Source organism: Clostridium thermobutyricum DSM 4928 (genome assembly GCF_002050515.1).
GTDB classification, from domain to species: domain Bacteria; phylum Bacillota; class Clostridia; order Clostridiales; family Clostridiaceae; genus Clostridium; species Clostridium thermobutyricum.
Genome location: NZ_LTAY01000070.1, coordinates 116,516 through 137,438, shown reverse-complemented (window position 1 = coordinate 137,438; position 20,923 = coordinate 116,516). Strand labels below are relative to the sequence as shown.

Genomic DNA, 20,923 nt, shown 5'->3' with positions numbered 1-20,923 from the left:
TCTCAATTTCTTAAAATAATAATTATTCTACAGTTACTGATTTAGCTAAGTTTCTTGGTTTATCTATATCAAAACCTTTAAGACTTGCTACATAATACGCTAATAATTGCATTGTTACTGCTGCAACTATAGGTGCTAAAATTTCATGAGTTTCTGGTATAAATAATACTTTATCTAGTACTTGGCAAGCTTTCGCCATATCTTTGAAAGTTACTCCAAATACTTTTGCTCCTCTTGACTTTATTTCCACTACGTTACTTATCATTTTATCTATTAAGTTTTTCTGAGTAAGGATTGATACAACTTTAGTTCCTTCTTCAATTAAAGCAATTGGTCCATGCTTTAATTCTCCACCAGCATATGCTTCTGAATGGATATAAGAAATCTCTTTAAGCTTTAATGATCCTTCAAGCGCTAAGAAGAAGTCCATTCCTCTTCCTAAGAAATAAAGATCTTTTTCATCTTTTATTTCTTCTGCTATAGCTTTTACATCTTCTTTTATATTCAAAACTTCCTCAATTACTTCTGGAAGCATTAACATTTCTTTTTTAATATTATCTAATTCTTCTTTAGAACTTAATTCTCTTAATTCACTAAAGTAAATTGCAATCATATGCATTACTAATACTTGTGTAGTATAAGCTTTAGTTGATGCTACTGAAATTTCTGGTCCCGCCATAGTATATATAACATGATCAGCTTCTCTTGACATAGTACTTCCTACTACATTTGTTACAACTAGAACTCTTGCACCAACATTCTTACAATCTCTAAGTGCTGCTAAAGTGTCAGCAGTTTCTCCTGATTGACTAAGAATTATTACTAAAGATTTTTCTGTAACTAATGGGTTTCTGTATCTAAATTCTGATGCTATATCTACCTCTACTGGTATTTTTGCTAATCTTTCAATAGATGCTTTTCCCATAAGTCCTGCATGATATGCAGTTCCACAAGCAACTATATAAATTCTATCAATGCTTTCAAGTTCTTCTTTTGATATTTTAAAATCATCAAAAAAAACACCATGCTCCATTGATATTCTAGAAGTCATCGTGTCTCTAATCGCTTTTGGTTGCTCATGAATTTCTTTTAACATAAATGAATCAAAACCACCTTTTTCAGCTGCTTTTTCATCCCATGTAACATTGAAAATTTCTTTCTCTATCTTATTGCCCTTCTTGTCTAAAAGAGTTACTCCCTCTTTATTCATAAGAACAAATTCTTCATCTTCTAATAAGTATACTTTTCTAGTATAACTTAAAACTGCTGGTATATCTGAGGCAATAAAATTTTCATTTTCTCCTAAACCAACTATTAATGGACTATCTTTTCTAACTCCAATTAAAGTATCTTTATCTTCTTCTGATATTACTCCAATTGCAAAGCTTCCCTCTAATTTTTCTGTAGCTTTAACCACAGCATCAAAAAGATTTCCCTCATAGTAATAGTCTACAAGATTTGGGATTACTTCTGTATCAGTTTCTGATAGGAACTTGTATCCTTTTTCTCCTAAGAATTTTCTAAGCTCAATGTAATTTTCTATTATACCATTGTGTACAACAGCTATTCTCCCATTATTGCTTAAGTGTGGGTGTGAGTTAGTATCTGATGGTGCTCCATGAGTTGCCCATCTAGTATGCCCTATTCCTACACATCCTTCTAAGGAATTCTTTTCAAGCTCTTTCTCAAGATTAGTTAATCTTCCTTTGTGTTTTCTAACTGAAAGACTTTCTCCTTCTTGAACTGCTACTCCTGCTGAATCATATCCTCTATACTCCAGCTTTGATAATCCTTCTACTAAAAAGTTTGTTGCTCTTTTTTCTCCAACATATCCTACTATTCCGCACATAAAAGTTTCTTCCTTCCTTCATATCACTTTAATATTTAATTTTCATCTTCTATAAACTTTTGTCCTAGCTAAAAGAATATTAATAGTAGGTATAATAATCCTAGGAAACTACAAAAGTCTAATATTGAAGGCTTTAACACCAAGCTAGATTTGTCCTACGAATCTCTCCATAGTTTTGCTAGCTGTTAACGGTAGTGCGATACCGTGGGGCACCCGCCGAAGTCTCGATAACTCCCCATCCTCGTCAACTAAGAATTCTTAGTTCTGGCGCTTTATATTGTTTTTTGACTTAATTTTTTTCTATAAAATCACTCCTTTTTCTAATTTATCTTTATACCTTGCAAATATAATAGCATATTTTTATTCTTCTATATATTAATATTATATTAATATTTTTACTTTTTGCAACTTTATTTTTGGAAATTTATCACTTTTATTTCTTTTTTTCTATTAATTTCAGTTTATCCGCCCTCTTCATTTTTTTAATTTCATATTCTCTCTTTAAAGCTGAACTTTTTTCTTCATATTCTTCAAAGTAAACTAATTCTAAAGGTCCCCTTCCTCTAGTATATTTTGCTCCCTTTCCTTCTTTATGAGCTTTAAATCTTTTTTCTAAATCATTTGTCCATCCTGTATATAAAGTTTCATCCTTACATTTTAATATATATACATAATTCAATTTAAATTTCTCCTATTCGCAAATACAATTTTCATTAAAATAATATCATTTTTTACAAAATTTTTCATTGATTTTATTTAATTTTGGTTGTAATATTAGTTAGTCGACTAATTATTAGCCGACTAACTTTTTGAAAGGAGATTTTTATGGAAGATTTCTATTTTTTAAAAACATTAGGTCAAGTTATGAAAGCTCATTTTTCTCTTAGCCACGGTGAATTAGAAAAAGAAGGACTTTACCCTGGTCAACCTCAACTTCTTTTTGTTCTTAATAAAAAAGATGGAATAAGTCAAAGAGAAATAGCAGATATTCTTAATACTAAACCAGCTACAATAACTGTAATGATTAAACGTCTTGAGAAATCTGGTTTTCTTTATAAAAAGAATGACGAACATGATGGCCGTGTATCTAGAGTTTTTCTTTCTGAAAAAGGAAAAGTAGCTTGTTACAATTTAAAATCTGTTATAAATAAAATAGATAAAATATGTTTAGAAAATTTTTCAGATGATGAAATTGAAACTTTAAATAATTTACTTATTAAAGTAAAAACTAATTTAGATAAGTATAAAAAGACTAAAGATGGGAGTGGTTTAAATTGTTAAAACTTTTCAAAAAATTAAAACCATATAGCTTTCCTCTTATCATAGTAGTCATACTTCTTTTAATTCAAACTGTTACTCAGTTATATCTTCCAACTATGTTATCAAAAATAGTTGATAAAGGTATTGTAGGTAAAGATGTAAGCTACATTGAAAAAATAGGAATGTATATGATTCTATTAACTTTATTAGGAGGTATCGCAACTGCAATTGCAAGCTTTATTTCTTCAAAGATTGCTATGGGATTTGGACGTGATCTTAGAAGATATGTTTTTACTAAAGCAGAAACTTTTTCACTTGCAGAAATGGACAAAGTAGGAACTGCATCTCTTATAACAAGAACTACTAATGACGTAACACAAGTTCAGCAATTATTAATAACTATATTAAATATGATGATAGTTGCACCTCTTACTTGTATAGCTGGTATTTATATGGCTATAAAAACTAATGCTAAGCTTTCACTTATATTATTAGTAGCAATGCCTGTTGTTATTTTATCAATATTATTTGTAGGTAAAATTGGTATGCCAAGATTTAAAGCCATGCAAGTTAAGCTTGATAAAATAAATAAAATACTTCGTGAAAATCTTACTGGTATAAGAGTTGTACGTGCTTTCAACAAGCAAAACTTTGAAAAAGAAAGATTTGAAGAAGCAAACTTCGATTTTACTGATAATGCTATAAAAGTTAATAAAATAATTTCTATTTTAATGCCACTTTTAATGCTTCTTTTAAACCTTACCTCAGTTTCTATTATTTGGCTTGGAGCATATAAAATAAATTCTGGTTCAATGGAAGTTGGTAATCTAATGGCATTTATTCAATATGTAATGCAAATTATGTTCTCACTTGTAATGATTAGTATGCTATTTATTATGATTCCTAGAGCAGCTGCTTCTGCTGACAGAATAAATAAAGTTTTAGCTATTGAACCTACTATTGTAGATACTGAAAATTCAATTACTGAATTTAATGATAAAGGTACTCTTGAATTTAAAAATGTTTCATTTGCTTTTCCTGGAGCTGAGAATAATGCTCTTAGCAATATTTCATTTAAAGTTAAGCCAGGAGAAACTACTGCTATTATAGGTGGTACTGGTTCTGGTAAATCAACTATTCTTAACCTTGTAAGTAGATTCTATGATTCAACTGAAGGTGAAATTCTTTTAAATGGAACTAACATAAAAAATCTTACTTTAGATGCTTTAAGAAAAAACATTGGATTTGTACCTCAAAAAGCTGTTCTTTTCTCAGGTACTATAGAAGAGAACCTTAAATATGGTAAACCTGATGCTACTATGGATGAAATGATTCATGCTAGTAAAGTTGCTCAATCATATGATTTTATTTTAAATAAAGAAAATGGATTTAAATCAATTGTTGAACAAGGAGGTAGAAACTTCTCTGGTGGACAAAAACAAAGGCTTTCTATTGCAAGAGCAATAATAAGAAAACCTGATGTTTATATGTTTGATGATAGTTTCTCAGCTCTTGATTTCAAAACTGATGCTAAACTTCGTGCAGCTTTAAAAGGAGAAACAGCAAATGCAGCTGTTTTAATAGTTGCTCAAAGAATAAATACTATAAAAGATGCAGACAATATTTTAGTTATAAACGAAGGTAAAATAGTTGGACAAGGAAAACATAAGGAATTACTTGAAACTTGTGACGTTTATAAAGAAATTGCTTCATCTCAACTTTCAAAGGAGGAGCTAGAAAATGAGTAGTGCTAAACAAAAATCTTCAGGTGGCATGGGCTTTGGTGGTAAACGCCCTGTTGGAAAACCTGGAGAAAAAGCAAAAAACTTTAAAGGTTCTGGTAAAAGACTTTTAACATATTTAAGTCCTTTTAAAGGTAGACTTATTTTAGTTGTTTTAATGACAATTTTAAGTACAATATTTACTGTTTTTAGCCCTAAAATTCTTGGTGATACACTTAATGTAATTCTAGATGGAATGATAGCTAAATTTAAACATATTCCTAATGCTTCTATAGATTTTAGTAAACTTGGACATTATGTAATATTACTTTTAGTACTTTATGTTTTAAGTTCAGCTTTCTTATACTTACAAAAATTTATTATGTCAGATGTTGCACAAAAAACTGTTCAAAGTTTAAGAACTGCTGTAGATAAAAAGCTTCATACCTTACCAATAAACTACTTTGATACACATCCACAAGGAGATGTTCTAAGTAGAGTTACAAATGATATTGATACAATAAGTAGTACACTTCAACAAAGTTTAACTCAACTTATAACTGCTGTAATTACTATAATTGGTATAACTATAATGATGCTTACTATAAGTCCATTACTTACTTTAATTTGTATAATCACTCTTCCAATATGTTTTATTGTTGCTATGCCAATTGTAAAGAAATCTCAAAGATTCTTCTTTAAACAACAACAAGAACTTGGAAAATTAAGCGGACATGTTGAAGAAATTTATTCAGGTCACACTGTTATAAAAGCTTTTGGTAAAGAAAAAGATGCTATTAAAGAATTTGATGAAATAAATAATAGGCTATACGCTTCTGCTTGGAAAGCTCAATTTATGGCTGGTATATTAATGCCAATTATGAGACTTATAAGTAATATAGCTTATGTTTTTATTGCAACTGTTGGTGGAATAATGGTTGTTAATGGAAAACTTCAAGTTGGATATATTCAATCATTTATTCAATATTCAAGACAATTTACTCAACAAATCAGCCAAACTACTAATATTGCTAATGTTCTTCAATCTACAATGGCTGCTGCTGAAAGAGTTTTTGAAATATTAGATGAACTTGATGCTGTTGCTGATCCAATTAATCCAAAAGTTATAGAAAATCCTACTGGAAATGTTAACTTTAATCATGTTAAATTCGGATATTCAGAAGATAAAATTCTTATGCAAGATATGAATGTTAATGTTAAGGCTGGTCAAACTATAGCTATTGTTGGTCCAACTGGAGCTGGTAAAACAACTCTTATAAACTTAATGATGAGATTCTATGAACTTAATGATGGTTCTATTACTTTTGATGGAACTGATATAACAAACTTCAGTCGTGGATATTTAAGAAGTATGTTTGGAATGGTTCTTCAAGATACTTGGTTATTTAATGGAACTATTAAAGATAATATAGCTTATGGTAAAGAAAATGCTACAATGGAAGAAATAATTACTGCTGCTAAAGCTGCACATGCTGACCACTTTATAAGAACTCTTCCTGAAGGATATGACACAGTTCTTAATGAAGAAGCTTCAAATATTTCTCAAGGACAAAAACAACTTTTAACTATTGCTAGAGCTATTTTAGCAAACCCAAAAGTTTTAATTCTTGATGAAGCTACAAGTTCAGTTGATACAAGAACTGAAAGCTATATTCAAAATGCTATGACAAGACTTATGAAAGGTAGAACAAACTTTGTTATTGCACATAGACTTTCAACTATAAAAGATGCGGACTTAATTCTTGTTATGGATCAAGGTAATGTTATTGAGCAAGGTAACCACAATGAACTTATGGAAAAAGGCGGATTCTATTCAACTCTTTACAATAGCCAATTTGCTAATAATGATGAAATAGCTTAAAAAATAAGGTAGAAAACTTTACTGTTTTCTACCTTTAATTTTAATCACATACATTGTATACTATATCCTCACAAATATTCTTTACTTGTGTTATAAAGCATAAACTTATATAGTAATATTTATCTCTTTGTTTTGCTTTGACAATTCCATTATTTACTGACACTATAGTTACTTCTTGTAAATTTAATATACTACCTTGTATTCCTATATCTACTGTATGACCTTTTAACATATAGAACAATCTTTTTAATCCTTTAACACATTTACTACAGTGTTCTTTTTCATATGAATCTCCACAACTACAATTTATATCTAAGTTTTCACATGAAATTATACCTGTTATACTACATAAAGGATAAGCATTATATTTACAATTCTCTTTTAATATTAATATACAGTTTTCAGTACATTCAATTCTTCCATTTATAGATCCAATTGGCTCATCTAAATTACCTAATCCAATTTCACATCCTTGTAATGAATCCAATACTTTTTTAATTTTTTCTATACAACATTCATTTGAAGAGCATCCGCAAGGTCCTCTTTTTCCTTGTGGCCCTTGTTCTCCTCTTGGTCCTTTATCTCCTCTTGGTCCTTTGCATCCATCTGGGCCCTTATCCCCTCTTGGTCCTTCACAACCTTCTGGTCCTTTGTCACCTCTTGGCCCTTTATCTCCTCTTGGTCCCTTATCTCCTTGTGGTCCTTGTTCTCCTCTTGGCCCTTGTTCTCCCGGATCTCCTTGTTGTCCTTGCTCACCAGGATCTCCTTGTTCTCCTTTATCACCTCTTTCTCCTTTTTCTCCTGGATCTCCTTGTATACCTTGGATTCCCTGTTCTCCTCTTATTCCTTGTTCTCCCGGATCTCCTCTTTCTCCCTTATCACCTCTTTCTCCTTTTTCTCCTGGGTCTCCTTGTATACCTTGAATTCCCTGTTCTCCTCTTATTCCTTGTTCTCCTCTTGGTCCTCTTTCACCTCTTGGGCCTTGTTCTCCTCTTGGCCCTGGGATTCCTGGATCTCCTTGTGGTCCTTGTTCTCCCATAGGTCCTTGTTCTCCTGGATCTCCTTGTGGCCCTTGTTCTCCTCTTGGTCCTTTATCTCCTCTTAGACCTTTACAACCATTTGGTCCCTGTTCTCCTGGATCTCCCTTTTCTCCTTTTTCTCCTTGCTCTCCTTGTTCTCCTGGATCTCCTTGTGGCCCTCTATTTCCTCTTGGCCCTTGCTCTCCTCTTGGTCCTTTATCTCCTCTTGGTCCCTTACATCCTTCTTCACAACAGAACCTTTCTAAAAATAAAAATGGTTTATTTCTACCATTTGTAGATGTAAATACTGCTATTCCTAAATCTCTTCCTTCTATTATAATATTAATTTCACTTACTCTTCTTAAATCTATTGAACTACATCTATCTAAAATATTTAACTCTATATAGTTACAAATTTCTTCTCTACAAACTGTTTTTCTTCTTTCTATATCTTCTAATGTATTTCCATTACAATCTTTTAAATTTATTTTAAAGTTCAAAATTACGCTTGAATTATACAATATATTTTCTAGAAACATAATTAATTTCATATTGTTTTTTACAAATATATTATTATAATTATTATCTAATTCGAATCTTAAAACAACCTCCATTCTTTCTGAACAACCTTTACACTCATCTTCATAATTACCAACAAATAAACTAGATTTTACTTTTTTAAATTTGTCATTTATTATTTGTTTTTCTATACTTGGCAAAATTCTCACAAATATTTCCTCCATTTATTTTTGTTTTCTCATAATAATATATTCCTCAATCCTTGAATTTGATATAAAAATAAAGTGCTAAGGATATATTCTTTATACTTTAAATCATTAATATTACAGTTATAATTTAATAATTATAATTCTAAACAAATAATCGCATTATTTTCACTTTTATTGTTTATTTTTACTTAATATGGTAATATTAATAATATCCATTTTTTTGAAAAGGAGGTTTTATGATGAATAATAAAACAAAATTAGTTATTTCATTTGGTTCTATTATTATAATCGGATGTACAATAAGTTTAAATAAAGTTTTAGCTAATTCAATTGTTAATATAAATACAGCTGAAAGTTCTAAGACTGAAAAAGAAGATTCAGTTCAAGCTTCAGCTCAAAAAGCTAGTAAAGAGCTTGCATTGCTTATAAGTTATAAAAATGATGAAAACTTAATACTATGCAATAAAACAAATTTGCTTCCTAATGATTATGTTCCTAAAAACATAGTTGAATCAAATTTACCATTCCTTTCTTATATAGAAACAACAAAACTTAATAAAACTGTTGCTTCTGAAGCAAAAGTAATGTTTGATGCTGCAAAAAATGATGGAATAAATCTACTTGGCGCTTCTGGATATAGAAGTCATCAAGTTCAAATAAATCTTTTTAATTCTAGAGTAAATGCAGTAGGTAAAGAACAAGCATTAAAGTATTCTGCTCCTCCTGGAGGAAGTGAGCATGAAACTGGATATGCAATAGACATTTTAAGTTCTGATTATTCTAGATTAGATAGTGGATTTGAAAATACCAAAGCTTTTAAATGGTTAAATGAAAATGCTCATAAATATGGTTTCATATTAAGATATCCTAAAGATAAAGAAAAAATAACACAATATAATTATGAACCTTGGCATTATAGATATGTAGGAAAAAATCATGCAAAATTAATAAAAGAAAATAAACTTACTTTAGAAGAGTATCTAAATGAAATCAATAAAAAAATTGATGTATTACAACTAAGCTTAAATGGAGAATAACCTATGCGAAGAAAAAGATATACTAAAAGGTTATTTTCTAAAAACATAAGATTTATTATGGTAGGTCTTGGTTTAATTTGCATAGTTTTAGGTCTAACAACTTTTTTTATAAGTAATAAATTAGATACATCTAATTTAAAAGATAATAAAACAGAAAGTTATGAAAATAATTCTGAAAAAAATTCTAAAGATAATTCCGAAACTAAAGAACAAACTAATGATAAAAATCTTCCAGAAAAAGTTTATAAAATAACTTCTCTTGGAAATCTTATAGTTCATGATTCTCAAATAAAAGGTGCAAAAACAAATAATAATTCATATAATTTTGATAAAAGTTTTGAATATATAAATACTAATCTAAAAAATTCTGATCTTGCAATTGGTATAATAGAAGGTTCTTTTGGTGGTGGTAGTCCCTCTGGATATCCTTATTTCAATATGCCTGATGAATTTTTAGATAGTTGTAAAAATTCTGGACTAGATTTAATAACATTCGCTACTAATCATACTATAGATAAAGGAGCGTCTGGATTTAATAGAAGTTTAGATAAAATAAAAGAAAAAAATTTAATACCTATAGGTGTCAGAAAGGATTCATCTACTCCTAACTATACAGTTTATGAAATAGATGGACACAAAATAGGATTTTTTGCTTATACTTATAAAACTGATGCAAATGGTGGTGAATCTATAAATGGAATTTCTATTCCATCATCTATAAAAAATTTGATAAATACATTTAGTTATAATAGATTAGATAAATTTAACTCAGAAGTTAATTCTATAATTAAAAGTATGAAATCTGAAGGTGTAGAGTTCATATTTAGTTCTATTCATTGGGGAGAAGAATATAAAACAACAGAAAATAACTCCCAAAGAAAAATGGCAAAAATTTTAAGTGAAAATGGCGTTGATGTTATTTTAGGAGGTCATCCTCATGTTATACAACCTTATGAAACTATAAAGAATTCTAATGGTAAAGACACTTTAGTCTTTTACTCTCAAGGGAATTCTTTATCAAATCAATGCTATGAAGAACTTAGAAATGCATTAACTGAAGATGGCTTAATGCTTGAATTTAATTTAAGCGTTAAAGATAATAAATTATATTTAAAAAGTTATACTGTTATTCCAACTTGGGTTTACAGAGAAAAAAATTCTAATGGAACTTTAACTCATAGAATAATCCCAGTGGAAAAAGCATTAAAAGATCCAAAAGCTTTTAACCTAACTAATGAATCTGTAACTAGGATTAATCGTTCATTAAATGATACAGAAAAAATATTAGGTAAAGGCAAAATAGGAAGCCAGCAATTCAACTAAATATATAAATCCAAAAAGGGATATTAATTTATATGTAAGATAGTTTTTCTACTTAGACTTTCTTATCATGTGATTAATATCCTTTTTGCTATTTCTTAATTAAAAATATTCTACTTGGTGAGCCATCAGCTTCTTTTATCTTCAAAGGAGCTATGATTATTTCATATTCTCCACTTAATTTTTCTAACCCACATAAATTTTCTATTATTATTTTATTCTTTGATAATAATATCTTATGATTCGTTAAATTATGATTAAAACTTGCATCTACAGATATACAATCAACTCCTATTCCATAAATTTCTTCAATATTTCCTAGGAAATTTGTTGCTTCTTCAGTTAAAAATGAATACTCATTTAAATATTCTTCTTTTTTCCACAATTTTTCTGCTCCAGTTTTAAATATAATATAATTATATTTCTTTATATCATCAATATTTTTTAATATATATTCCTTACTTATCTGTTTTATATTTCTACAATCTAAAATAAAAGCACTACCTATAAATTTTTCTAATCTTATATCCTCTAATCTATTTCCATCTTCAAAAATGTGATTAGGTAAATCTATATGAGTTCCTGTATGATTACTCAAACTAATTTTTTTAACATTATATCCATCACTTTTTATAATAGATAAATTCTCTATATTTGCTTTTTCTTCTTCAGAATATGTACTCATTCCTTCTTCTATAAAATGTGTTAAATCATATATTTTCATCGCTCTCTCCTACTTTAACTTTTACTATTATTATAATAAAAATAAAATATCTACTTTCAATTATAATATTTTATTTATATATCTTTAAATATTTTTCAGAAAATTCTGTTTAATTGACATTTATTTAACAAAATGTTAATATAATACATATATTTAATAATTAAATTCGTGCTAGGGGTGCCTTTGGCTGAGAGATGATTTTATCATTAACCCTTTTAAACCTGATCTAGATAATACTAGCGTAGGGAAGCTTAAGTGTTTTAATAACTTAAAATTATTCCATTCTATAGCCTTCTAGCACAATTAATAGGGGGTTTTTTTATGCAAATTTTTAGTGATTGGGGAGAAAGAGCACAAAAAATGTTTTCTAATCTACCTCAAAAATGGGACGAAATAATTAAAAATCCAATGGTTCTTGTAGCTTTAATTGGATTATTAATTATTTTCGTAATTTTATTTAAAGCAAGTAAAATAAAATTTACTTCAAGAATGCTTACAATGATGGCTATTGCACTTGCTTTATCAACAATATTAAATATTTTTAGATTATATCGTTGGCCACAAGGTGGAGATATAACTCTTGGTTGTATGGTTCCAATTCTTTTAGTAACCTTTGCATATGGTAAGGAAGTTGGATTTATAACTGGATTTATATATGGATTTATTTCTCTAATAACTGATCCTTATATTCTTCAGCCAATTCAAGTTTTATTTGATTACCCTTTACCTGGTATAGCAATGGGACTAGCCGGTTTCTTTAGAGAAAAGAGATTACTTGGAGTATTTGTATCATATTTTGCAAAATTCCTTTCTCACTTTATATCTGGATGGGCATTCTTTGGAAGCTTTGCTCCCGAAGGAATGAATCCTGCATACTACTCACTAATTGTAAACTTACCATTAGTTGGTATAGAAATGATTATTTGTATGGTAATAATAAAACTATTACCTGTTGATAGATTATTAAAAATAATAAATCCTGATTATAAACCTTTAACTCAAATAAAAAAAGTGGCTTAAGCCACTTTTTTATTTTCCATTTAAATAAATTTCTTCGTCTCTATAATCTGGCATAAATTTTTCTACCAAGTTATAAAAATCTCTTGAGTGATTTGCATGAACAAGATGACAAAGCTCATGTAATATTACATATTCAATAGCTTTATATCTCTTACTTATTAATTCCCCATTTAAATTTATATACTTTTTATTTTTATTACAACTTCCCCACCTAGTTTTCATAAATTTTATAGTTAATTTATTTGCATATAATTCTGTATTTTCTTGCATCTTTTCGAATATATCTACAAATATATTATTTATTTTTTCTTTGTAGAATTTTTTCAAAAGTTCTATTGCATTCTTACTTTTATAGCAATTTATTATAATTTTATCGTTTTGTATAATAACTCCACCATTACTTTTTTCTATTATTTCTATTTTATATTCATTCCCTAAAAAAGGAATAATATCTCCATTATTTATAACTTCTCTATTTAATAAATCTATTATTTTTTCTTCTCTCTTTTTTAGTAATTTTTCTTTTATCCAATCCTCTTTAGTTTCTAAAGCATTCATTATATATTCTTCACTAATGTTTAAAGGAGCTGAAACTAAAATTTTTCCATCTCTTATTCTTATATTTAAATTTTTAACGTTCTTTCTCTCTATAAAAACTTTTTCTTTCCACATATAGTTTTCTCCTTAAATAGGTTATAACTATATTTTAACTTTATATTTATTATTTTTCACTCTTTATTCTTTAAAATTGCCAATATAATTACAGAATAAACTTATGGCAAGACATAAAACAACTAGTGGCCAATAATTTTCTTCTTTAAAAATTCCAACTACTGCAAATCCACATGATGCTATAGCTGATAAAACTTCAAAAAATCTTAACCCTTTTTTCTCCTCATTGTTTATATTACTTTTTTTCATCCTAATTCACCTAATTTAAAAGTTTTATATTTTATAATATGCAAAAAACCCTTGCTATGATAGCAAGGGTTTTCTCTTAACTTATTCTAAAAGTATTAAATCTTTATAATATCAACTTACATTTTAAATTAATCTAATTTCTTAGTATCAATCCAACTCATCATTCCTCTTAATTCTTTTCCAACTTTCTCAATTTGATGCTCTTTTTCTATTCTTCTAACTGAATTAAAGAAAGGTCTTCCAACAGCATTTTCAGTTAACCAATTTCTCGCAAATGTTCCATCTTGTATTTCTGATAAAACTTTCTTCATTTCTTTTTTAGTTTCTTCAGTTATTATTCTATTTCCTACTACATAATCTCCATATTCTGCAGTATCTGAAATTGAATATCTCATCATTTCCATTCCACCTTGATATAAAAGATCAACTATTAATTTCATTTCATGTAAACATTCAAAATAAGCATTTTCTGGAGCATAACCTCCCTCTACTAAAGTTTCAAAACCTGCTTTTATTAATGCTGTACATCCTCCACATAAAACAGCTTGCTCACCAAAAAGGTCTGTTTCAGTTTCATCTTTAAAAGTAGTTTCTAAAACTCCTGCTCTTGCTCCTCCAATTCCATTTGCATATGCTAAAGCTAAATCTTTAGCATTTCCTGTTGCATCTTGATATACTGCAACTAAACATGGAACTCCTGACCCCTCTGTATAAGTTCTTCTTACCATGTGTCCAGGTCCTTTTGGTGCTATCATAAATACATCTACATCTGATGGTGGAACTATTTGAGTATAATGAATATTAAATCCATGAGCAAATACTAAAGCATTTCCTGCTTCTAAATTTGGTGCAATTTCTTCTTTATATAATTTAGCTTGTTTTTCATCTGGAATAAGTATCATTATTATATCGGCTGCTTTTGCTGCATTTTCAACTGTTGAAACTTCCAATCCTGCCTCTTTAACTTTTTCCCATGATTTACTTCCTTCATATAACCCAACTACTACATCTATTCCACTTTCATGTAAATTTAATGCATGAGCATGTCCTTGACTACCATAACCAATTATAGCTACTTTTTTTCCTTTTAATAATTCTAAATTTGTGTCCTTTTCATAAAACATTTTTGCCATATTTTATTCCCCCCTTTTAATTCTCTATACCTTACTCACTTATTATTTGATTAATTGGAGCGCCTGGCGCAACCATTGGTAAAACTTTTTTATCACAATCTATAACATAATCTATAATTACTGGCTTTTTAGAATTTAAAGCTTTATCTAAAACATCCTCAAGTTGATCTCTATCTATAACTCTAAATCCTATTCCTCCAAATGCTTCAGCTAGTTTAACAATATCTGTTTTTCTATTTAAAGTTGTCTGTGAATATCTTCTATCATAAAATAAATTCTGCCATTGCCTTACCATTCCTAAAACATTATTATTCATAACTACTGTTATTATAGGCAAATTATTAGAAACTGCTGTAGCAAACTCATTGCAATTCATTGCAAAACTTCCATCTCCAGCTATATTTATAACTTTCATATCTGGTCTTGCTATTTGTGCTCCTATAGCTGCTCCAAGTCCATATCCCATAGTTCCAAGACCACCTGAAGATATAAATGTTCTATCATTCTTAAAATTAAAATATTGAGCTGCCCACATTTGATGCTGTCCTACTTCTGTTGTAATTATTAAATTATCTTTATTTTTTTTATTTAAAATTTTAAAAAAGAATTCTGGAGTTAGTCCGTCTACTACTTCTTTATCTTCTAAATTTTTAAAACTCTTTACTTTTAAATTCCATTTTTCATGCTTAGCTTCATTTACTAAAGGTATAAGTTTTTCTAGGACTTCTTTTAAATCTCCAATTATAGATGCATCAGATTTTATATTTTTATTTATTTCTGCCCCATCAATATCTATATGAATTATTTTTGCATCTTTTATATTTTCTTGATCAGTAATAACTCTATCTGAAAATCTTGCACCTAAAGCTATTATTAAGTCACTTTTAGTTGCACTTAAATTTGAAGCTTTTGTTCCATGCATCCCTATCATTCCAATATTTAATGGATGATCACTATCTATTGAGTTTTTCCCCATTAATGATGTACAAATAGGTGAATTAATTTTTTCTACTAAACTCCTTAATTCATTTCTCGCATTAGCTGATATTATTCCCCCACCTGCATAAATAAGAGGTTTTTTACATTTATTTATCATTTCAGCTACTTCTTTAATTTTTTCATATTCTACTATAGATTCTTTATTACTTATTTCTATATCATCCATATTCTTATATTCTGCTTTTGCTGATGTAATATCCTTTGGTATATCTATAAGAACTGGTCCTGGTCTACCTGATATTGCAATATGGAATGCCTCTTTTACTGTCTTTTGTAACTCATTAACATCTTTTACTATATAATTGTGTTTAGTTATTGGCATGGTTATTCCTTGAATATCTACTTCTTGAAAACTATCTTTTCCTAAAAGATCCTTAGGAACATTTCCTGTAATTGCTACTATAGGTATTGAATCCATATAAGCTGTTGCTATTCCTGTAACTAAATTAGTTGCTCCTGGACCTGAGGTTGCAAGACAAACTCCAACTTTTCCTGTTGCTCTTGAATATCCATCTGCTGCATGAGCTGCATTTTGCTCATGACAAGTTAAAATATGATTTATTTTACCTTTATACATATAAAGTGAATCATATATATTTAATACTGCTCCACCTGGATAACCAAAAAGTGTTTCTACACCTTCATCAATTAAAGATTTTACTAATATTTCTGCCCCAGTTAATAACATATAAATCCCCCCTTCTTCAATATTTTTAACCCTTTATTTATATATTGCTCCTTCACTTGCTGAACTTACTAATTTTGCATATCTTGAAAGATATCCATTTTTAATTTTTGGTTCTGGTATAACTAGTTTTTTTCTTCTTTCTTCTAATACCTCATTTGCTACTTTAAGATCTAATTTTCCATTTAAAATATCAATTTAAATTATATCTCCATTTTCTATTAATGCTATTTCTCCTCCTTCAGCAGCTTCTGGAGAAATATGTCCTATAGCAGCTCCTCTTGTTGCCCCACTAAATCTTCCATCAGTAATTAAAGCTACTGATTTATCAAGTCCCATACCTGATATTGCAGAAGTTGGAGAAAGCATTTCTCTCATTCCTGGCCCGCCTTTTGGCCCTTCATATCTTATTACTACAACATCTCCAGCTTCAATTTTATTTGATAAAATTCCTTCTATTGCTTCTTCTTCAGAATCAAAAACTTTTGCCTTACCTTCATGTTTTAACATTTCTTCAACTACTGCTGATTTTTTTACTACAGCTCCATCTCTAGCAATATTTCCTCTTAAAACTTGAATTCCCCCAGTTTCACTATAAGGATTTTTTATTCCTTTTATTACTTTATGATTTTTTACAGTTATTCCTTTAATATTATCTCTTTGAGTTTTACCAGTTACAGTTATACAATCCAAACTTAATAAATTCTTTTTTGAAAGTTCATTCATAACTGCTGTAATTCCTCCAGCCCAATATAAATCTTCTATATGAGTCTCTGAAGCTGGAGCAAGTTTACAAAGATTTGGAGTTTTACTTGAAACTTCATTTATAATATCTAAATTCATTTTTATATTTGCTTCATTAGCGATTGCAGTTAAATGTAAAACAGAGTTAGTTGAACATCCTAATGCCATATCCACAGTTAAAGCATTTAATATAGCTTTCTCAGTAACTATATCTTTAGGACTTATATTATTTTCTAAAAGATTCATAACTGCTTTTCCAGCTTCTTTTGCAAGTCTTATTCTTTCTGAATAAACTGCTGGAATAGTTCCATTGCCAGGAAGCCCAAGTCCAAGAGCTTCTGTTAAACAATTCATTGAATTTGCAGTAAACATTCCTGAACAAGATCCACAAGTTGGGCAAGATTTATTTTCCATTTCACATAATTTATCTTTATTTATTTTTCCTGACTCATAAGCTCCTACTGCTTCAAACATTGTAGATAAAGATATATTCTTTTCCCCTACTCTTCCTGAAAGCATTGGCCCACCACTTATAAATACCGAAGGAATATTCATCCTTAATGCTCCCATTATCATTCCTGGAACAATTTTGTCACAATTAGGAATAAAAACTAAAGCATCAAATCCATGTGCATTTACCATACATTCTATTGAATCAGCTATTAACTCTCTAGTTGCTAAAGAATATTTCATTCCTATATGTCCCATTGCTATTCCATCACATACTCCTATTGTTGGGAAAACCAATGGTGTTCCTCCATTTGCAAGAACTCCTTTTTTTACTGCTTCAACTATTGTATTTAAATGAATATGACCTGGTATAATATCATTTTGTGATGAAACAATTCCTATTAAAGGTTTATCTATTTCTTCATCTGTAAGTCCAGTAGCTTTAAATAATGACCTATGTGGTGCTTTGCTTTCACCTTTTTTTACTACATCACTTCTCATAATTACATTCCCCCAATTTCTTTTATAACCATATCACCCATTTCTTTTGTACAAACTTTTATTTTTCCTTCACTAAAAATATCTAAAGTTCTATATCCTTTTTCTAAAACTTTTGAAACTGCATCTTCTATTACTTTTGATTCTTTTTCTAATCCCAAGGTATATTTAAGCATCATACTAACAGAAAGTATTGTTGCTAGTGGATTTGCAATTCCTTTTCCTGCAATATCTGGTGCACTTCCATGAATAGGCTCATATAATCCAAAATTATTATCTCCAAGAGATGCAGAAGGTAACATTCCAATTGAACCAGTTATCATACTTGCCTCATCTGAAAGAATATCTCCAAACATATTATCAGTTAAAATAACATCAAATTGCATTGGATTTTTTACAAGTTGCATAGCTCCATTATCTATATACATATGATTTAGTTCTACTTCACTATATTCTTCAGCAACTTCTTCTACTATTCTTCTCCAAAGTCTTGATGATTCTAAAACATTTGCTTTATCAATATTAGTAACTTTTTTATTTCTTTTCATTGCAGATTCAAAAGCAATCTTAGCTATTCTTCTTATTTCATTTTCATTATATTTTAAAGTATCATAAGCCTCTTCAATTCCATTTACTACGGCTTTCCCTTTCTCTCCGAAATAAATTCCACCAGTTAATTCTCTAACTACTAAAATATCAATTCCTTCTCTAATAATTGAACTTTTTAATGGTGATGCGTCTTTAAGCCATTTGCTTAAAGTTGCTGGTCTTAAATTACAATAAAGATTTAATCCAGCTCTTAAACCCAAAATAGCTTGTTCAGGTCTTATCTTTGCTTCTGGATTATCCCATTTAAAACCTCCAATTGCTCCAAGTATTACAGCATCACTTTTTTTACATTCTTTTAAAGTATTTTCTGGAAGTGGGACTCCTTCAGCATCTATTGCACATCCTCCAGCTTGAAGAAAAGTATAATTAAATTTATGATTAAACTTTTTAGCAACTTTATTTAAAACTCCTAAACTAACATCTACCACTTCTGGTCCTATTCCATCCCCAGGAATAACTGCTATATTATACTCCATATTTATTCCCCCCAATAATTGAAATATTATAATTTCTCACTATAATCTTGTATAAGTCTAGTCTTATCAACTTTACATTATTATTTCTTTTGTTTCTTTATATATCCTATTAGCCCATTGCTATTAATTATTTCTTGCATAAATTCTGGGAAAGCCTCACTTTTATACTCTTCATTTTTAGTTAAATTTTTTATTATTCCATTACTAAAATCTACTTCAATTTCATTCCCTGATTCTATTTTTTTAGCTGCTTCATCACATTCTAGAATTGGTAATCCTATATTTATAGAATTTCTATAAAATATTCTTGCAAAAGTTGAAGCTATAACACAGCTTACTCCTGTAGCTTTAATAGCTATAGGCGCATGCTCTCTAGAAGATCCACACCCAAAGTTTTTATTTGCAACAATAATATCACCATCTCTAACCTTATTTATAAATTCTTTATCTAAATCTTCCATACAATGACTTGCTAGTTCTTTATGATTTGATGTATTTAAATATCTTGCTGGAATAATAACATCAGTATCAACATTATCACCATACTTAAAAACTTTACCTTTTGCTTTCACTTTATTCCCTCCTAAATTAGTTCTGGATTATATATTTTCCCTTTTATTGCTGATGCTGCTGCAACTGCTGGACTTGCTAAATATACTTCTGATTCAACATGTCCCATTCTTCCAACAAAGTTTCTATTAGTAGTAGAAATAGCTCTTTCCTCTTTTGCTAAAATCCCCATATGTCCACCTAAGCATGGACCACAAGTTGGTGTAGAAAATACCGCTCCTGCTTCTATTAAATCTGTGACTATTCCCTCTTCTATAGCTTGTAAATAAATTTTTTGAGTTCCAGGAAATACAATACATCTAACTCTTTCATGTACTTTATGTCCTTTTAATATATCTCTTGCTGCTCTAAGATCTGATATTCTTCCATTTGTACAAGAACCAATTACAACTTGATCTATTTCTATATCCCCAACCTCATCAATAGTTCTCGTATTATCAGGTAAATGTGGAAAAGCTACTGTAGGTCTTATTTTGCTTAAATCTATTTCATATTCTTCTTCATAAAAAGCATCTTTATCAGCTTCATAATTTATCCATTCTCTATTGGTATGTTCTTTTAAATATTCTATTGTTTTTTCATCTACTGGAAATATTCCATTTTTACCTCCAGCCTCAATAGCCATATTTGCCATAGTAAATCTATCATCCATTGAAAGATTTTTTATCCCATCACCTACAAATTCCATTGATTTATAAAGTGCTCCATCAACTCCTATCTTTCCAATAATGTGAAGTATTATATCTTTTCCTGATGCCCATTTACTTGGTTTATTTTTTAATATAAATTTTATTGCTTTAGGAACTTTAAACCAACACTTTCCTGTGGCCATTCCAGCTGCCATATCAGTTGAGCCAACTCCTGTAGAAAATGCTCCTAATGCACCATAAGTACATGTATGAGAATCAGCTCCTATAATTACATCACCTGCAACTGCTAATCCTTTTTCAGGAATCAAACAATGCTCTATCCCCATTTGTCCTATTTCAAAATAATTTTTTATATTTTTACTTAACACAAACTGTCTAGTAAACTTACATTGTTCTGCTGCTTTTATATCTTTATTAGGAGTAAAATGGTCCGGAACTATAGCTATTTTTTCTTTATCAAAAACTTTATCAATTCCAAATTTATTAAATTCATTTATTGCAACTGGTGTAGTTATATCATTTCCTAAAACTAAATCTAAATTAACTTCTATAAGTTGTCCTTCTCTTACAAAATCTAATCCAGCATGCTTTGCTAGAATTTTTTGTGTCATTGTCATCCCCATTCTCT

At 29.2% G+C, this 20,923-nt stretch carries 17 protein-coding genes, 1 pseudogene and 1 riboswitch; of the genes and pseudogenes, 6 read left to right on the top strand and 12 right to left on the bottom strand.

What is annotated here, in order from left to right:
* Positions 1-22 precede the first annotated feature (22 nt).
* Both glmS and CLTHE_RS13120 read right to left on the bottom strand, forming a co-directional pair.
* Entirely contained in the window at positions 23-1,849 is a 1,827-nt protein-coding gene (glmS, locus tag CLTHE_RS13125; RefSeq protein WP_080023846.1) for a glutamine--fructose-6-phosphate transaminase (isomerizing), read from the bottom strand.
* A gap of 433 nt (positions 1,850-2,282) precedes the next feature.
* The gene (locus CLTHE_RS13120; RefSeq protein WP_080023845.1) at positions 2,283-2,528 is read right to left on the bottom strand and encodes a GIY-YIG nuclease family protein; all 246 of its coding nucleotides are present in this window, start codon (positions 2,526-2,528) and stop codon (positions 2,283-2,285) included.
* A 146-nt stretch (positions 2,529-2,674) separates the two neighbouring features.
* Between CLTHE_RS13120 and CLTHE_RS13115 the strand changes: the two genes are divergently transcribed.
* From CLTHE_RS13115 to CLTHE_RS13105, 3 genes are read left to right on the top strand one after another with little or no spacing between them, the layout of a single operon-like run.
* The gene (locus CLTHE_RS13115; RefSeq protein ID WP_080023844.1) at positions 2,675-3,130 is read left to right on the top strand and encodes a MarR family winged helix-turn-helix transcriptional regulator; all 456 of its coding nucleotides are present in this window, start codon (positions 2,675-2,677) and stop codon (positions 3,128-3,130) included.
* Complete coding sequence (locus tag CLTHE_RS13110; protein ID WP_080023843.1) at positions 3,124-4,857, top strand: ABC transporter ATP-binding protein; 1,734 nt, start codon at positions 3,124-3,126, stop codon at positions 4,855-4,857. The genes CLTHE_RS13115 and CLTHE_RS13110 overlap by 7 nt, the downstream gene beginning before the upstream one ends.
* Positions 4,850-6,712 (top strand): ABC transporter ATP-binding protein, encoded by a 1,863-nt coding sequence (locus CLTHE_RS13105; RefSeq protein WP_080023842.1) that lies wholly within the window; start codon positions 4,850-4,852, stop codon positions 6,710-6,712. Before CLTHE_RS13110 ends, CLTHE_RS13105 begins: the two co-directional genes overlap by 8 nt.
* 40 nt (positions 6,713-6,752) lie before the next feature.
* Here CLTHE_RS13105 and CLTHE_RS17155 read toward each other — a convergent pair whose 3' ends face one another.
* The gene (locus tag CLTHE_RS17155; RefSeq protein ID WP_278320305.1) at positions 6,753-8,459 is read right to left on the bottom strand and encodes a collagen-like domain-containing protein; all 1,707 of its coding nucleotides are present in this window, start codon (positions 8,457-8,459) and stop codon (positions 6,753-6,755) included.
* A 239-nt stretch (positions 8,460-8,698) separates the two neighbouring features.
* Between CLTHE_RS17155 and CLTHE_RS13095 the strand changes: the two genes are divergently transcribed.
* A complete protein-coding gene (locus CLTHE_RS13095) occupies positions 8,699-9,496 on the top strand; it encodes a M15 family metallopeptidase (protein ID WP_158082736.1) in 798 nt (265 codons plus the stop codon).
* A gap of 3 nt (positions 9,497-9,499) precedes the next feature.
* Positions 9,500-10,819 carry a CapA family protein gene (locus tag CLTHE_RS13090; protein ID WP_080023839.1) on the top strand — a complete coding sequence of 440 codons (1,320 nt, stop codon included), beginning with the start codon at positions 9,500-9,502 and terminating at the stop codon, positions 10,817-10,819.
* Positions 10,820-10,907: 88 nt separating this feature from the next.
* On the opposite strand, the gene CLTHE_RS13085 is transcribed toward CLTHE_RS13090, so the two are convergent.
* Positions 10,908-11,540 carry a cyclase family protein gene (locus CLTHE_RS13085; protein ID WP_080023838.1) on the bottom strand — a complete coding sequence of 211 codons (633 nt, stop codon included), beginning with the start codon at positions 11,538-11,540 and terminating at the stop codon, positions 10,908-10,910.
* A gap of 163 nt (positions 11,541-11,703) precedes the next feature.
* Positions 11,704-11,805: riboswitch (TPP riboswitch) on the top strand.
* Between the two features lie 56 nt (positions 11,806-11,861).
* Here CLTHE_RS13085 and thiT point away from each other — a divergent pair.
* Positions 11,862-12,560, top strand: a complete 699-nt coding sequence (gene thiT / locus CLTHE_RS13080) for an energy-coupled thiamine transporter ThiT (RefSeq protein WP_080023837.1) — start codon at positions 11,862-11,864, stop codon at positions 12,558-12,560.
* 9 nt (positions 12,561-12,569) lie between these two features.
* On the opposite strand, the gene CLTHE_RS13075 is transcribed toward thiT, so the two are convergent.
* The 8 genes and pseudogenes from CLTHE_RS13075 to leuC all read right to left on the bottom strand — a co-directional run bounded on the left by CLTHE_RS13075 (position 12,570) and on the right by leuC (position 20,918).
* Positions 12,570-13,232, bottom strand: coding sequence for a M48 family metallopeptidase (locus tag CLTHE_RS13075; RefSeq protein WP_080023836.1), 663 nt, complete (start codon positions 13,230-13,232; stop codon positions 12,570-12,572).
* A 63-nt stretch (positions 13,233-13,295) separates the two neighbouring features.
* Positions 13,296-13,481: a hypothetical protein gene (locus tag CLTHE_RS13070; protein WP_080023835.1), complete on the bottom strand. Its 186-nt coding sequence runs from the start codon at positions 13,479-13,481 to the stop codon at positions 13,296-13,298.
* Positions 13,482-13,609: 128 nt separating this feature from the next.
* On the bottom strand, positions 13,610-14,614 hold the full coding sequence (gene ilvC / locus CLTHE_RS13065; RefSeq protein ID WP_080023834.1) for a ketol-acid reductoisomerase: 1,005 nt from the start codon (positions 14,612-14,614) through the stop codon (positions 13,610-13,612).
* A gap of 31 nt (positions 14,615-14,645) precedes the next feature.
* Positions 14,646-16,301, bottom strand: a complete 1,656-nt coding sequence (gene ilvB, locus CLTHE_RS13060) for a biosynthetic-type acetolactate synthase large subunit (protein WP_080023833.1) — start codon at positions 16,299-16,301, stop codon at positions 14,646-14,648.
* Positions 16,302-16,334: 33 nt separating this feature from the next.
* Positions 16,335-17,993, bottom strand: a pseudogene (gene ilvD, locus CLTHE_RS13055) (dihydroxy-acid dehydratase).
* A gap of 2 nt (positions 17,994-17,995) precedes the next feature.
* The gene (gene leuB / locus CLTHE_RS13050; protein ID WP_080023832.1) at positions 17,996-19,075 is read right to left on the bottom strand and encodes a 3-isopropylmalate dehydrogenase; all 1,080 of its coding nucleotides are present in this window, start codon (positions 19,073-19,075) and stop codon (positions 17,996-17,998) included.
* An 80-nt stretch (positions 19,076-19,155) separates the two neighbouring features.
* Positions 19,156-19,647 (bottom strand): 3-isopropylmalate dehydratase small subunit, encoded by a 492-nt coding sequence (gene leuD / locus CLTHE_RS13045; protein WP_080023831.1) that lies wholly within the window; start codon positions 19,645-19,647, stop codon positions 19,156-19,158.
* Between the two features lie 11 nt (positions 19,648-19,658).
* Positions 19,659-20,918 (bottom strand): 3-isopropylmalate dehydratase large subunit, encoded by a 1,260-nt coding sequence (gene leuC, locus CLTHE_RS13040; protein ID WP_080023830.1) that lies wholly within the window; start codon positions 20,916-20,918, stop codon positions 19,659-19,661.
* Positions 20,919-20,923: the final 5 nt, after the last annotated feature.

Excerpts from the sequence above, each read along its gene's own strand:
- CLTHE_RS13090 (WP_080023839.1), top strand. The coding sequence starts at position 9,500 with ATGCGAAGAAAAAGATATACTAAAAGGTTATTTTCTAAAAACATAAGA.
- ilvB (WP_080023833.1), bottom strand. The coding sequence starts at position 16,301 with ATGTTATTAACTGGGGCAGAAATATTAGTAAAATCTTTAATTGATGAA.
- CLTHE_RS13075 (WP_080023836.1), bottom strand. The coding sequence starts at position 13,232 with ATGTGGAAAGAAAAAGTTTTTATAGAGAGAAAGAACGTTAAAAATTTA.
- leuB (WP_080023832.1), bottom strand. The coding sequence starts at position 19,075 with ATGGAGTATAATATAGCAGTTATTCCTGGGGATGGAATAGGACCAGAA.
- CLTHE_RS13085 (WP_080023838.1), bottom strand. The coding sequence starts at position 11,540 with ATGAAAATATATGATTTAACACATTTTATAGAAGAAGGAATGAGTACA.
- thiT (WP_080023837.1), top strand. The coding sequence starts at position 11,862 with ATGCAAATTTTTAGTGATTGGGGAGAAAGAGCACAAAAAATGTTTTCT.
- leuC (WP_080023830.1), bottom strand. The coding sequence starts at position 20,918 with ATGGGGATGACAATGACACAAAAAATTCTAGCAAAGCATGCTGGATTA.
- CLTHE_RS13105 (WP_080023842.1), top strand. The coding sequence starts at position 4,850 with ATGAGTAGTGCTAAACAAAAATCTTCAGGTGGCATGGGCTTTGGTGGT.
- CLTHE_RS13095 (WP_158082736.1), top strand. The coding sequence starts at position 8,699 with ATGAATAATAAAACAAAATTAGTTATTTCATTTGGTTCTATTATTATA.
- ilvC (WP_080023834.1), bottom strand. The coding sequence starts at position 14,614 with ATGGCAAAAATGTTTTATGAAAAGGACACAAATTTAGAATTATTAAAA.
- CLTHE_RS13115 (WP_080023844.1), top strand. The coding sequence starts at position 2,675 with ATGGAAGATTTCTATTTTTTAAAAACATTAGGTCAAGTTATGAAAGCT.
- CLTHE_RS13070 (WP_080023835.1), bottom strand. The coding sequence starts at position 13,481 with ATGAAAAAAAGTAATATAAACAATGAGGAGAAAAAAGGGTTAAGATTT.
- glmS (WP_080023846.1), bottom strand. The coding sequence starts at position 1,849 with ATGTGCGGAATAGTAGGATATGTTGGAGAAAAAAGAGCAACAAACTTT.